Source organism: Terrisporobacter glycolicus ATCC 14880 = DSM 1288 (assembly GCF_036812735.1).
Classification (GTDB): domain Bacteria; phylum Bacillota; class Clostridia; order Peptostreptococcales; family Peptostreptococcaceae; genus Terrisporobacter; species Terrisporobacter glycolicus.
Genome location: NZ_CP117523.1, coordinates 2,046,800 through 2,061,870, shown reverse-complemented (window position 1 = coordinate 2,061,870; position 15,071 = coordinate 2,046,800). Strand labels below are relative to the sequence as shown.

The following is a 15,071-nucleotide window of genomic DNA, read 5'->3' as shown; positions in this document are numbered from 1 at the left end:
TTTTAACTATTGAACAGATATTAAAATGTGTGAAATCCCCCACATTCTAATATATTTATAGTAATTTAACACCTTGTGCCGCTTTGCATTTGGTGTTTTTTTCTATATTTTTTTAACAATGAAAATTTATTAAGGAAAAAGGACCTTTATAGGTCTTTTTTAAGTTATTTTTTATAAAAATTTGAATAAATAGTAATATGTAATTATTTTTCAGAATTATTATATAAATTTTATAAAAGAAGGTGAAAATTTGAGCAAAAGTCAAGGTATAAAAGTAACAATTAGTTTTAAAGAAAACTATAGAGATTTAACTTTATACAATTATCTTTTGGAAGATATAAAAAATCAATACGGAATAAGTTCTTATGTAAAAAATCTAATAGAAAAGGATATGGAAACAAGAAAAGTAAAAACAGGCTCATAGTTTATGAGCCTGTTTTAGAAATATAATAATACAAGGAGAAATAATTTAAAAATAGTAAATATTGTATCAAGCACCATTAATAAATTACTTATTAATAATTGTAGTCTAAATTTTAACAATTCACAATAAGATTAATTGTTAAAATTTAAAAAGAACCTGTTCATTTAACGTTTTAGAATGCTGAACCTTAGTATTTAAGTCATTTAATTCATATATAAATGAATTTTCTATTTTGTTTATATTATAACTATTATCAATTATTCTTGTATTTTTATCTTCTAGTAATTTCATGTTACCACTTCTACAGCTATAATTCATATTATGGTGTTTATAACAACATATTATTTTATTTTGTTTTTTTGCAAAATTTACAGTATGCATTGTTCCGCTATTCATATCACACTCTACAACTACTACGCCTAAAGAAAGAGCACTTTGTAAACGGTCTCTTTCCACAAAATGATTTTTGTATGGTTTTTCAAGAGGAAAATACTCACTAATAATACATCCATTATTGCAAAGTATTTTATCACATAAAAGCTTATGATCAGATGGATAAATATTTGAAATTCCACTAGGTAAAACCGCTACTGTTTTATTATAATTTTTTACCGTAGACATGTGCGCATTATAGTCTATCCCATGAGCCAAACCACTCACAATTATATAATTTTTATTTGAAAATATTTTAGCAAGATTCCTAGTGATTTTTTCGCTTTCTAATGTGGGACGGCGAGTTCCTATAATTGCTACAGATTTATTTTCAATAATACAGGACTTATTTCCTTTATAAAATATTATTACAGGATTATTTTCAATAACTTTAAGTTTTATAGGAAAATCTTCGTCCAAAATAGTCATTATTTTTATATTATTTTTTTCACAATAATTAATAATATCTAAACTTTTATTTTTTGCCATTATTACATCTTGTATGTTTAATTTTAATTTATAATTTGGAAGGTTTTTAATAATAAAATTAAAAATTTCAAGAGCATCAATAGATGATGGCACAGGGTTAAGTATTAATTTATTAATTATTTTTTTGCCAATTCTATTTATATTAAGTAAAGTTAAAATTAATTCTGTTTTTAACATAATAACACTCCTATTAAATTAGTTTGTCAAATTAACATAACTTTTAATAGGAAATAATTTCATTTATATTAAGTTCTATTATTAACTATTGTTGAGACTATGCTTAATATACCTGTTATAGTATGGGGGGGCACATCATTTATCTTTATAAATGGTTTTGGAGGTTCTTTATGTTTACCTAAACTTTTACCCATGATTATAATATCATGCCATTTACCTAGTTTATAACCACAATTTGGATACAGCCCTAGTTTTTTAAACCCAAAGAATTCATGAAGCTTAATACTACTATCATTTGGACTAGTTATTGTACAATAAACATTTTTAATATTTTGGTGAGCTAAAATTTGCAAAATACAAGTATATAATCCTCTCCCAACACCCCTATGTGTGTATTTCTTGTCAACATAAATAGAAAGCTCCACATTCCAATTATAAGCATCTCGCACCATATCTCTATCAGCATATGCATACCCTATAACTTGATTATTTAATTCACACACTATATAAGGATAGTTTTCTTTCGTTTTTTCAATTCTACTACGAATTTCATCAATGGTAGGTACTGCATACTCAAATGTTATTGATGTGCTAATTACATAAGGTGCGTAAATTTTTAAAATTGCTTCAGCATCATTTTTCTCGGCAAATCTTATAACAAATTCATTCATATATACACCTTCTTATATATTATTTAATAAAAGTGTAATTAAAAATAATAGAATAAGCAATAAGAATAGAATAAAATAAAAAAATCTCGTAATAAAAATAGTTTTATTACGAGATTTTATAGATAATTGTCTAATTATACATATTATGTTGATTCATATAATTATAAATTTGTTCTCCATGTTCTTGTTCTTCTTTTTGAATATGATTTAAAACTTGTCTAATATTTTTATCTTTAAATTCAAAGATAGCCGTATTGTATGTAGCAGAAACATATTTTTCAGTAGATAAAGTGTCTTGACATAACATTTTATCATTTTCATCATATGTAGCGCTAGACACATTACTTCCCATATTAGGCATTGAAAGTGTGCTATTTTGCTGCATTTGTTGATTTTGTTGATTTTGACTGCCTTGGTTACCAGAATTAACATTTGGCACTGTACCATTTAATATTTGATTAATGGAATCTAAATGTTGTTGTTCTTTTTGAGCCAAAGAAGAAAATAATTGTTTTAGTTCTTGACACTTAGCTCTGTTTGAATAATCATTATATTTTGAAACGCATAAAGTTTCATGACTTTTTTCATCTTCTAGTAAAAGTCTTTCTTTTGTAGTTAAATTTACCATAATACCACCTCCACTTTTAGTTTGTATATTTTAGCAAAATTTATTCTATTTATTTCATAATATTTACTTATATTATAAAATTTATTATTTAAGAGTATAAAATAAATATATAAGGCTATAATTAAAAATGTAAAACCTTTATTTTTTATTCTTGATTTTATTTATATTCTCGGTTTCTAATTAAGATATTGTAAGAAAAGGCTAAGTAAAATATTACTTAGTCTTTTTACGTTTTAAAAAATATTAGATTTTTATGTAATAATGAAATTCTTCTAAAATAAAAATTCTGTCGTTTATAGTAACAAAAACTTATTGTACTTAATAATATAGACTATAAGTGATTATAGAAATCAAAACTAAATTATAAAACTCTTCTTAATCCTAAATAATTAAAAGAGTACAAAAATATGATTAACTGGATAATAAGATAATCACTTATTAAAGCTAGAACTTTCAAAATTACAATTCTATATAACATAAGATAATAATTCATATAATAAACAGGCCATTAAAATGAAAAGAATCTACTAAATAGTAGATTCTTTTCCATATATATAATAAGGAAGTGATTAAATGGCAACTATTAAAGGTATCGATGTGTCAAAACACAACGGAAATATTAATTGGAAGAAAGTAAAAGATGATGGTATAAAATTTGTTATTATTAGAGCAGGATATGGGTCATCTACTGTAGACGAAAAATTCGAAGAATATATTAAAGGTGCTATAGAAGAAGGTATTGATATAGGTATATACTGGTTTAGCTATGCTATAAGTGAGGAAAAAGCTAAATTAGAGGCTGTTAAGTGTATGGAAGTAATTAAGCCTTACAAAGACAAAATAACTTATCCTGTTTTTTATGATTTTGAATATGATAGTGTAAGTTATGCAAAGAAACAGGGAGTAAGTATAAACAAAACTAAGGCAACAGCATTTGCCTATTCTTTTTTAAAGGAAATTGAAAAAGGAGGATATATTCCTGGACTTTATACAAACATAGATTTCTCCAACAATTATTTTTTCAAAAGCCTTCAAAGAGATTATGACTTATGGATAGCTCAATACGCTTCAAGATGCTCTTATAGTGAGTCTCATGTAATGTGGCAATATAGCGAAAGTGGCAGAGTATCTGGAATTGACGGAGATACTGACCTAGACTATTGTTATAAAAAATATTCAAGTAAAGGTGATAATGATAATACCAATAAAGATAAGGAAGATAGTATATCTAAAATTTTAATTAAATCATTACAAAATGCTTTAAATGAATCTTATAATTGTAATTTAGCTGAAGATGGAATATTTGGACCTAAAACAAAAGCAGCTGTGGAAATACATCCATTAAGTATAAAAGATAAAGATAAAAAATTAGAACATACTAAATGGCTACAAAAAGCTTTAAAAGAATTAGGTTATGATATTGCAGTAGATGGATATTTTGGAAAGGATACGCAAGCAACCGTAGAAAAATATCAAAAAAAGAAAAATCTTACTATTGATGGAATAGCAGGAATTAAAACCCATGAATCTATAATTTCTTACATTTAAATTTAAAGTACCAGGGTGTCTGGTACTTTTTTTAACATGTAAATTAAAAAAATAAAGTCTATATTCTTTAAAATAAATGTATTCAATCATAAATAAATCATTTATATAAAGTTTGTGATAATACATATTATAATACCATTTTACATTTTATAACAATAAAACATAAAATGGTATTATATATCTAAAAATAGTATTTTTTAACTTACAAAATACTTTGAATTCAAACAGATTCTATTATAAAATATTTATATACAAATGAAAAAAGAATAAAATTGTTCTTTTTATGGGTAAAGGAAAAGGGGAAAAATATGATTAAAATTTTAAATTCTTTACGTTATGCTATTATTGCAATAAACGAAGATAAAGAAATTCTATTTGTAAATAAGTTTCTTTTAGACTTATTAGGGGTTAGTGAAGAATATGTAATTGGGAAAAACTTGTTTCAAATAATATCTATTAGCTCTCATCCCATTGATGATCTTATAGATATTCTTCCAGGAAATAAGAAGTTTCATTTTTGCGTAAAAACTCAAAATAATAACCTACAATCATTATGGGGAGAAATTGTAGAAGATGATTTTAAGGGGGAAAATGCTTATTTTATAACTGGTAAAACTCATTATGACAAACAGTATACAAGAAAAGATTTAGAGGGTTTACTAGATGTTATACAGGTAGAATGTTGTATTAAAGATACTGATGGAGAGTATATATATGTTAATCAACAATTTGCAGACAATCTTGGTTGTGAAAAAAGTGAAATTATAGGGAAAACAAGTCGGGACTTTTTTTGCAAAGAAGATTGGTCCTATATGGAAAAAAAAGAAAAATTATCAATTGAGAAGAAAAAAATAATTAATAATGAAAATGTCTATTTTACTACAAATGAAAAAAAGTGGTATAGCAATACCTTAGGACCTATATTTGATGAAAGTAATAATGTAAAATATATTGCAAGTTGCAAACTAGATATAACTCTTACAAAATTTCTAAATGATACACTGCAAATTGCTCTTAATCAAATAACTCAAATTAGTAGTGATATAAGTATCTTTGATATGGATAAAGAGTATAAATCATTAATTCAATATACTATAGAAAAATTAATGAAATTCTCAAAATCTGATGGTATTTCAGTAATATATTTAGATAAAAAGTCCTCTAAATTAAGAGTAATAGCGCAAAGTGGAGAAGTGATTGAAACATTTAAAGATGAGGATTTTGGTAAAGAATTATATGAATTTATACATACATATGGTGAAGGCATGATACAATTAGAGCAACTAAGAAATAGTAAAGACTTAGATTTAATAAATAAAAATTGTATACCAGATAAATTCTCAGCAATGGGTATTTATAATATGAATCTTGATGAAGATTATTCTGGTTTTATCATGTTAACATATAAAAAAGGTCATGAAGACAGATGTATTCCTATAAATTATTTTAAAACCATATGTTCATATATATCAATAAACATAACTAACTGGAAAAAATGTAAAGATATTAAGGACGAGAGAGCAAAAGTTGAAAAAATCAATAATTCTTTAATGCAATTCATAGACGTATCAGAAGATATGATTGCCACATGGGATTTAGATGGAAATCCTATATATAATAATTTTCAAATTTTTAATATATTAGGCTATGATACTGTAAAAAGTATAAACTTTTTTGACATATTATATCCTGATGATAGAGAACAAGTATTTAACTTAATGTTTAATGAAGGTCATGACTTTGGTTCTGTTACAAGTAGATTTAGATGTAGTGACAATACATATAAGTGGATTGATTGGAGTTTTAAAATTTTAAGAGAAGAAAATATGTTTTTTTCAACAGGTAGAGACGTAAGTGAAAGAATCGCCAATGAAAAGAGAAAATTATTACTTCAACAAGCTAAGTGTATAGAAGAAATAAAGGATGAGTTTTTATCAAACATAACTCATGAGTTTAGAACACCAATAAATATTATTATGTCAACTATTCAACTAATTAGTACAAGCTTAGAAAATAACACCTACAAACTGGAAACTTTACATGAACATATAAAATATTTAAAAAGAAACTCAAATAGGTTACTTAGATTAGTTAATAACTTAATAGATATTACATATATAAAAAATGGATATCACGAATTAAATCTTCAAAACTACAACATAGTTGAATTAGTAGAAAATGTTTGTAATGCAGTAGTTTCAAATGAAGAAAATGATGATATTAAGATTATTTTTGATACAGACTGTGAAGAAATAAATATGGCCTGCGACGCAGATGAGATTGAAAGAATCCTTTTAAATCTTTTATCTAATGCAATAAAATATAGTTTTACCACTGCTCCTATTATAGTTAGTATAAAATCAAATATGAATAATGTGAAAATATCTGTGAAAGATCATGGTATTGGTATTCCAAAAGACTATTTAGATAGAGTCTTTGATAAACTAACTAGAGTAGATAATAATTTGACAAGGCATAATGAAGGAAGTGGCATAGGCCTTGCCATAGTTAAATCCTTAGTTAATTTACACGAAGGAAATATAGAAGTTGAAAGTGAATTAGGGAAGGGGTCGAATTTTATAATTACCTTACCTATTAATTTAGTCAATGTAGGAAGAGTAAACGTGGAAAAAATATGCGATTGTAAAAATAAAATTGAAAAATGTGCTATGGAATTTTCAGATATTTATGAGTATAATTGCTGATAATTATAATAATATGTTAAAATAAAGAAAAAGCTTTTAAGGAGAGACAACATGGAAGAAATGAATATACTTATAACAAATGAAGCTAAAAGAGAATTGGACAAACTTTTAGCTAATAGCGATAAAACTTGCATAAGAATTCTTACTAGATGTATAACAATGACTAGTGATGCAAAAGTTGATTTAGAACTTGATGACCCAAGTGATGATGATAATTTATATGATGTGGATGGATATAAAATAATTATAAATAAAGTACTTGATTCGCAAATGAACTATATTACAATTTCCTTTGGTGGTCTTTTAAGTCGAGGAAGTTTCTGTGTTGATGCAGATTTTAATTTTTATTATTAAGTTGAAAAGTATAAAAATTTAAGGATAACACCTTAGTTTTTATACTTTTTTTATTTATAAAATTTTAGTAACAGATAATTAATATTGACTTGATATTATAATTCACAAAGTTTTTCCTAAGTAAGATATAATATTAATATAGTTTTAAATAAGACAAAATTAAAAATAAATTACTAACAGGAGAGTGTTTATGGATTCAAAAGATATGCAATTTGAAAAAATGACTAAAACACCCATACCCAAATTGGTGTCATCTTTGGCAGTTCCTACTATAATTAGTATGCTAATAACATCCCTATATAATATGGCGGATACATATTTTGTTTCTCAACTGGGTACAAGTGCTTCAGCAGCTACAGGTATTGTATTTTCTCTAATGGCCATTATACAAGCTGTTGCTTTTGCCATAGGTATAGGTTCTGGAAGTACAATTTCTCGAAAACTTGGTCAACAAAACAAGGAAGATGCTGATATATTAGGTTCTTCTGGTTTTGTTACTTCATTAATATTTGGATTTGCTTTATTAATATTTGGCAATATATTTATAAAACCACTGATGATTTTATTAGGTTCAACAGAAACAATTCTTCCATATGCTGTAGACTATGCAAAATATATATTATTTGCAGCTCCTTTTATGACAGCCTCTTTTGCTTTGAATAATATGTTAAGAGCTGAAGGAAAAGCTAATTTTGCCATGGTAGGCATAGGAATTGGAGGCATTATAAATATAATTTTAGATCCAATATTTATATTTCACTTTAATTTAGGTATTAGTGGTGCTGCCATAGCAACAGCCACAAGTCAATTTTTAAGTTTTATTATATTATTTTCATATTACTTAAAAGGAAAAACAATAGTTAAGTTTTCCATAAATAAAATATCAAAAGAAATAAGTACATACTTAATTATATTTAAAAATGGAATGCCTAGTTTCTTTAGGCAAGGCTTAGCCAGTGTGGCCACTGTAGCACTAAATTTTAATGCAGCCAATTATGGTGATTCAGCTGTGGCTGCCATGTCAATTGTAGGAAGAGTATTTATGCTAATATTTTGTGTTGTAGTAGGTTATGGTCAAGGCTACCAACCTGTAGTCGGATATAATTATGGCGCAAAAAACTTTACTAGAGTTAAAGAATCTTTCTTATTTACTTTAAAAATAGGAACATCAATAATGACTGGATTAGCTTTTATTGGGTATATATTATCTCCACAAATAATGTCATGGTTTATTTCAGATTTATCTGTTATTGAAATAGGAACAAGAGCCTTACGATATCAATGCTTAGTAATGCCGCTGATGACCTTAGGAGTTATTTCAAATATGACATTTCAAGCAGTGGGTAAATCTTTACATGCTACTTTTTTAACCTCTTGTCGTCAAGGAATATTCTTTCTTCCACTAATTATAATTTTACCTAAAATATTCTACTTAAAAGGAGTAGAAATTACACAACCAATTTCGGATGTACTTACTTTTATTATAAGTATTCCTTTTATATATAAATTTTTTAAAAATTTAAATAATAATAATAGGGCTGAATAATATGTTATAATGATTTTACTTTTATGAATAATATTGGAGGAAAATTATGGACAAAAAACAATATGTATGCCCAAAATGTGGAAATCAAACTTTTGAATCTGATCAGTTTCAAGCTACAGGAGGAAATTTCGCAAAAATATTTGATGTGCAAAATAAAAAGTTTGTAACTATAAGTTGTAAAAAATGTGGATTTACAGAACTTTACAAAGGAACATCTTCTGATGGTTGGAATATATTAGACTTTTTAATGGGATAATATAATAAAAACTCTAGGAGGTTTTTATGTCTAAACCAGTTGATCCAAATGCTAAATTAGCATTAAATCAAATGAAAATGGAGATTTCTCAAGAATTATTAAATGATTCTAATATAAAAAATGATTCTAATCCAATTGATAGCATAGGCTTAAGTGGTCGTGTAGGAGGCCAAATGAGCAAGAAGCTAGTTGAAATGGGTGAAAGAGAACTATTAAAAAGGTATAATAAATAAGAAAAGACTGCTTTAAAGCAGTCTTTTTCCTTATATTGTAATAAAATATTATATTGTAGTATAATAATTAATAGTTAAAAATTATAAAAGAAATATATTATAGGAGAGAGTAAAATGTCAAATATGATAAGTGCAAAATGGTTAAAAGAAAACTTAAACAATGACAAATTAGTTATAGTAGATTGTAGATTTTCACTAATGGATAAAGAATATGGAAAAAGAAGTTATGATAAGTCTCATATTAAAGGTGCTGTAAGAGTAGATATTGAAACTGAATTATCTGCACCTGTAAAAGAACACGGAGGAAGACATCCTCTTCCAAGTGTAGAAGAGTTAAAAACGACTTTTGAAAATAAAGGGATTAATAATGATTCTATAGTAGTAGCTTATGATGAAGGTGACTTAGCAGGCCCTGCAAGACTTTGGTGGATACTTAAATACTTAGGTCACAATGAAACTTATGTATTAAACGGTGGAATAAAAGCATTTGAAGAAATTGGAGGGGAATTAACTAATGAACCTAGTTCAGTAAAAAAAGGTAACTTCAATATAAATGTAAATGAAAATATGAGAGTTAATATGGAGTATGTAAAAGAAAGACTACACAAGGATAATATTGTTATAGTAGATTGTAGAGAAAACGGCAGATACAATGGTGAATTTGAACCAGTAGATAAAAAAGCTGGTCATATTCCAAGTGCTCATAATTATTTCTGGATGAATATTTTAAATAATAAAGATGATGAATTAGCTATGAAAAATAAGGATGAATTAAAAGAACTTTTCACTAAGTTAAACAATTACGATGAAGTAATAATTTATTGTGGATCTGGTATAACTGCCAGTCCTGTTAGTTTAGCACTTACAGAAGCTGAAATTGACCATAAATTATATTCAGGAAGTTTTAGTGACTGGGTAAGCTACGAAGAAAATAAAGTAGATACTATATAAAATAAATAGATTTATCACTTTTGTAAACAATATATATAGAAATATATTTTTACAGAGGTGATAACTATGCATAATTTAGAAAAAACTAAAGAAATATTTCTTAGTGAGATACCTAATTTTAAAGAGCAATGTTTAAAACTTTTAAGTGGTGACCTTACTAAGATGGATTATAAAGGAATTTCAGGCGGATATGGAGTATATGCTCAGAGAGATCAGAAATCCTTCATGATAAGACTTAGATTTTCAAGTGGAGTTGTAACTATATCTCAACTACATAAGGTATATGAATTTGCAAAACGATATAATCTTGATGGAATACATTTTACAACTAGACAAGCAGTTCAACTACATGACTTAGATGTAGATGGAATTTGCAACATTATGGAAGAAGCCATAAAAAACAATATATTTACTCGCGGTGGTGGAGGAAACTTTCCAAGAAACGTTGGATTATCACCACTTTCTGGAGTGGACCCAGACGAAGCATTTGATGTTACACCTTATGCAGTAGCAACAGACAATCACTTTATGAGTAAAATAACTACTTATCATCTACCAAGAAAGCTTAAAGTATCTTATTCATCTTGTCCAATGGACGCTGCACATACTACAGTACAAGATTTAGGATTTTTGGCTGTAATAAAAGATAATAAACCATACTTCAAAGTTTTTGTTGGTGGAGGGCTTGGAAAAAATCCAAATGTTGGTCTAGAATTAGATGAACTAATTGAACCAAAAGATGTATTATATTATGTTGAAGGTTTAACTAAACTATTTATGGATGAAGGGGATTATATTAACAAGCATAAGGCAAGAGTTAGATATATGGTTTATAGACTTGGAGAAGAAGAATTTATTAAAAAATTCAAAGAGTATGTAGCAAAAGAAAAAGAAAACAATAATCTTGATATACAACTAGAAAATATAGAATATCCTACTGATGGTGGATTTGAAACAAATGTTAAAGACTGTAGATTATTCCCACAAAAACAAAAGGGATACTATAGTGTCTACATTCATCCAATTGGAGGACAATTAAAACTTGATGATTTAAATAAATTATTAAATACTTTAGATAGTTGCAAACACGCATCAATTAGACTTGCTATGACAGAAGGAATATTTATTATAAATCTTGATGGAAAAGAAGCAGAGAATTTACTACAAATTAGTAAAAACTTTAGTGGATGCACTAGTATAGAAAAAAGTATTTCATGTATTGGTGTTCCAAGATGTCAAATGGGTATTCAAAACAGTCAAAAGATGTTACATGAAATTATTGACTACTTTAAAGAAAATTCTAAGGGAGATAATACCATACTTAATGCTATGCCAAGAATATATATATCAGGTTGTATGAACTCTTGTGGTGTACATCAAATAGGTGCTATAGGACTTACTGGTAAAAAGAAAAAAGTTGATGGACAAATGTGTGACTCCTTTGAAATATTTGTAGACGGTGATTTTGAATATAAAAAAACAAGACTAGGTAAATCATTGGGAGATTTTAAAGCAGATGAAATACCTAAAATGTTATTTGAAATTGGAGAAAAAGTAGCAAATAGCCAAATGAACTTTTACGCATACTACGCAGCCAATGAAAATGAAATAGAAAAAATAACTTCGAAATACAATATTTAATATAAAAAAACTGGTACATGATTTGTATCAGTTTTTTTTGATTTTCTTAATTTATTTAAGTATAAAGTGCATAATATAAATATAATTTTAAAAATATAAGATTATTATGAAAGAGGATGAAAATGAATAAAAATACAATTATTATTGGAGGAGGAATAGGAGGATTATGTAGTGGAATAAGACTTCTATATAAAGGGTATAAAGTAATCTTATTGGAAAAAAACAAAAAAATTGGTGGTAAAGTAAATATATTGGAAAATAAAAATTTTAAATTTGACATGACTGCATCTATTATAATGACTCCTAAAATTTATACAGATTTATTTAAAGATGTGGAAAAAAATTATGAAGACTACTTTAAAATGTATAAACTAGATCCTATTTACAAAGTATTTTATGATGATAAAACATGTTGTGATTTTTATAGTGATACTAATAAAATGATTAATGAACTAGAAAGTCTAGAAAAGGGACTATCTACTGATTTTTACAATTTTTTATCAAAATCTTATGAAAAATACTTTATTAGTAAAGACAAGATACTAAATCAACCTATGATAAATCTAAAAGAGATTGTTAATTTACCATTTATAAAAAGCATGTGTAAAATTAGCCCTTTGTCATCAACAAACAATTATCTTAATAAGTTAATACGTAATAAAAAGTTGAAAAACTATTTAATATTTACATCAATGTACATAGGAGTAAACCCTTATGCAAATTCGAATATTTACACCTTAATACCAACTATATCCCACTTATATGGCATTTGGTATATAGATGGAGGAATATATTCATATATAAAGGCTTTAGAAAAGCTATTTATAGAGTTAGGCGGACAAATAACAACAAACTGTGAAGTTAAAAATATAGTAATAGAAAACAATGAAGTAAAAGCCGTAAAAACAAAAGATAAAATATTAAGTTGCGATTTAATAGTTTGTAATGCAGATTATCCCTATGCAATTAAAAATTTAATAAATGATGAGTTTTTAGATAGCAAATACAAAAAAAAGAATTTAAGTAATATTGATTACTCCTGTTCTGTTTTTATTTTATATTTAGGATTAGATAAAATTTACCATAACTTAAATGTTCATAATATTTATATAAGTAAGGATTTTAAAAATAGTATAGAAGGACCTTTTAAGGGACATATCCCTTGTGACCCTTCATTATATATCTATTATCCTAGTGCAGTTGATGAATCTTTTAAAGCTAATAATAACTCTTCAATGAATATTATGATTCGTGTACCTAATTTGTCATTTACCAATATTAATTATAATAATGATCAAATTAAAATATTAAAAAAATATATTTTTAAAAATCTAAAAAATATTAAGGGATTAGAAAATATAGAAGATCATATCATTTATGAAAATTACTTAACACCTTTTGATCTTTGTGATAAGTACAATTTATATTATGGAAATTCTTTTGGTATAAGTCACAAAATAAGTCAGAGTGCGTATTTTAGACCTCATCTTAAATCAAAAAAAGTAAACGGTTTATATTTTATAGGTTCTTCAACGCATCCTGGAAACGGTGCCTCAGTAGTTATAGATGGTAGTAAAGTATTATGTGAAATTATTGAAAATAATAAAAAATAAGTGTTTTGCAAAATAGCAAAACACTTATTTTTTATCCTCCAAGAGTAATATCTTGCTTATCATACCATTTTAAAGCATCATAAAAATCTTGATCTTTAAAATCTGGCCACATATTATCTACTACATAAAAATCTGCATATACACATTGGATTGGTAAAAATCCACTTAATCTTCGTCTTCCTCCCCAGCGAATAATTAAATCAATACGAGAAATCTCTCTCGATTTAATATTATTCTCCACATGTTTTCCAAGAGGACAGAATTCTTTCTTGTAATTTAGATCCCAGCTCCAACCATAGTGAATTAAAAAGTTTACTTTTATTCCACCTTTTCCAAATTTTTTTCTTTCTTTTGTAAAAGGTAAAAGCTGTGAAGGAAAAGTATCACTAAATGTATCTCCTACAACTAAAATTTCACAGTCTTCTTTTGTCAAAAGCATAACCGATTCAACACAAGCTTTGATAAAAGCTTCTTTTTGAATGGTAGGTCGCTTTGTATTGTCCACTGTATAGCCATAGAAAGTCACTTCTTTAACATTTTCTCTTTGGCATAATTTAAAAAGCTGTAAACCTGGATTAACTCCATAATCATATCCTTTTTCTTTTGATAAATTATTACTAACAGCCCAGCGTCTATTTCCATCTGGGATAATTCCTATATGTTTTGGTACTCTCATAAGGCCTCCATATGTATTTAAGTTATTTATTTATTCTTGCCAAAATAATACTAACTTAAACTTAAGACAGAAAAATCCCCATAAAAATGAGGATTTTTATCTGTATATATGTTTTAATGATTCTCCATGAGTCACCACACCGTTTATTATATAAAACGGAGAAAACATATTGTAATATTAACTTATCTTTCCGATCAATTAGATAAATTAATATTTAGTGTTCCTATACTTATATATTATTGTGGATTGATAAAGATTACCACATCTTTTTATAAATATTTATAAAAACTTACGAAGATCTTTTGAAAAGTTTTCTTCTATTTCAACTAAATCATAACACAGCCCTTTAATGCCTTCCATTGCCCCATTATATTCATTTAAATATCTACAAATAGACTTAATACCCATATTACATCCTTCAGTCATTAAATCAGCAATCACTTTATCATGCTCACTTTTAATAAGCTTCACATTAATCTTAACCCATGACATGGCTTTCGCCAAAGGGTTAGGGTCCTTTTTATCATCATTAAATTTTTTCAATTCTGCTTGTATTTTTTCTTCCAATCTTTCATGGTCTTTTAGATATTTTTCTAACAGAGATTTTAGCTTTTTATTTTCAGTTTTATTTATAACTCTATTTATTCCATCAATGCCCATCTTAACTCCTGCATCACACTCTTTTAATAGTTTTATGGTATCTTCATTTGGCATAAAAATCACTCCT

At 26.4% G+C, this 15,071-nt stretch carries 15 protein-coding genes; 10 read left to right on the top strand and 5 right to left on the bottom strand.

All coding sequences use genetic code 11. The features are described from left to right. Positions 1–250 precede the first annotated feature (250 nt). Entirely contained in the window at positions 251–424 is a 174-nt protein-coding gene (locus TEGL_RS10210) for a hypothetical protein (RefSeq protein WP_018590853.1), read from the top strand. 138 nt (positions 425–562) lie between these two features. On the opposite strand, the gene TEGL_RS10205 is transcribed toward TEGL_RS10210, so the two are convergent. The 3 genes from TEGL_RS10205 to TEGL_RS10195 form a co-directional block, all read right to left on the bottom strand. Then, positions 563–1,522: a DNA-processing protein DprA gene (locus TEGL_RS10205; RefSeq protein WP_018590854.1), complete on the bottom strand. Its 960-nt coding sequence runs from the start codon at positions 1,520–1,522 to the stop codon at positions 563–565. Positions 1,523–1,590: 68 nt separating this feature from the next. Further along, positions 1,591–2,193, bottom strand: a complete 603-nt coding sequence (locus TEGL_RS10200; protein WP_018590855.1) for a GNAT family N-acetyltransferase — start codon at positions 2,191–2,193, stop codon at positions 1,591–1,593. A gap of 130 nt (positions 2,194–2,323) precedes the next feature. Next, the gene (locus TEGL_RS10195; protein ID WP_018590856.1) at positions 2,324–2,821 is read right to left on the bottom strand and encodes a spore coat protein; all 498 of its coding nucleotides are present in this window, start codon (positions 2,819–2,821) and stop codon (positions 2,324–2,326) included. Between the two features lie 573 nt (positions 2,822–3,394). Here TEGL_RS10195 and TEGL_RS10190 point away from each other — a divergent pair. From TEGL_RS10190 to TEGL_RS10150, 9 genes are all read left to right on the top strand, one after another. After that, positions 3,395–4,369, top strand: coding sequence for a GH25 family lysozyme (locus TEGL_RS10190; RefSeq protein ID WP_018590857.1), 975 nt, complete (start codon positions 3,395–3,397; stop codon positions 4,367–4,369). 308 nt (positions 4,370–4,677) lie between these two features. After that, positions 4,678–7,074, top strand: coding sequence for a PAS domain-containing sensor histidine kinase (locus TEGL_RS10185; RefSeq protein ID WP_018590858.1), 2,397 nt, complete (start codon positions 4,678–4,680; stop codon positions 7,072–7,074). A 51-nt stretch (positions 7,075–7,125) separates the two neighbouring features. After that, positions 7,126–7,428: a hypothetical protein gene (locus TEGL_RS10180; RefSeq protein ID WP_018590859.1), complete on the top strand. Its 303-nt coding sequence runs from the start codon at positions 7,126–7,128 to the stop codon at positions 7,426–7,428. Positions 7,429–7,618: 190 nt separating this feature from the next. Beyond that, positions 7,619–8,974 (top strand): MATE family efflux transporter, encoded by a 1,356-nt coding sequence (locus TEGL_RS10175; RefSeq protein ID WP_018590860.1) that lies wholly within the window; start codon positions 7,619–7,621, stop codon positions 8,972–8,974. 46 nt (positions 8,975–9,020) lie between these two features. Further along, entirely contained in the window at positions 9,021–9,230 is a 210-nt protein-coding gene (locus TEGL_RS10170; protein ID WP_018590861.1) for a zinc ribbon domain-containing protein, read from the top strand. A gap of 26 nt (positions 9,231–9,256) precedes the next feature. Beyond that, positions 9,257–9,463 carry a small, acid-soluble spore protein, alpha/beta type gene (locus tag TEGL_RS10165; RefSeq protein ID WP_018590862.1) on the top strand — a complete coding sequence of 69 codons (207 nt, stop codon included), beginning with the start codon at positions 9,257–9,259 and terminating at the stop codon, positions 9,461–9,463. Between the two features lie 114 nt (positions 9,464–9,577). After that, a complete protein-coding gene (locus TEGL_RS10160) occupies positions 9,578–10,414 on the top strand; it encodes a sulfurtransferase (protein ID WP_018590863.1) in 837 nt (278 codons plus the stop codon). Positions 10,415–10,480: 66 nt separating this feature from the next. Next, positions 10,481–12,055 carry a nitrite/sulfite reductase gene (locus TEGL_RS10155; protein ID WP_018590864.1) on the top strand — a complete coding sequence of 525 codons (1,575 nt, stop codon included), beginning with the start codon at positions 10,481–10,483 and terminating at the stop codon, positions 12,053–12,055. A 122-nt stretch (positions 12,056–12,177) separates the two neighbouring features. After that, entirely contained in the window at positions 12,178–13,668 is a 1,491-nt protein-coding gene (locus TEGL_RS10150) for a phytoene desaturase family protein (protein ID WP_018590865.1), read from the top strand. Between the two features lie 31 nt (positions 13,669–13,699). Here TEGL_RS10150 and TEGL_RS10145 read toward each other — a convergent pair whose 3' ends face one another. Continuing rightward, a complete protein-coding gene (locus TEGL_RS10145) occupies positions 13,700–14,344 on the bottom strand; it encodes an undecaprenyl diphosphate synthase family protein (RefSeq protein WP_018590866.1) in 645 nt (214 codons plus the stop codon). Between the two features lie 279 nt (positions 14,345–14,623). After that, positions 14,624–15,058, bottom strand: a complete 435-nt coding sequence (locus tag TEGL_RS10140; RefSeq protein WP_018590867.1) for a DUF2383 domain-containing protein — start codon at positions 15,056–15,058, stop codon at positions 14,624–14,626. Positions 15,059–15,071: the final 13 nt, after the last annotated feature.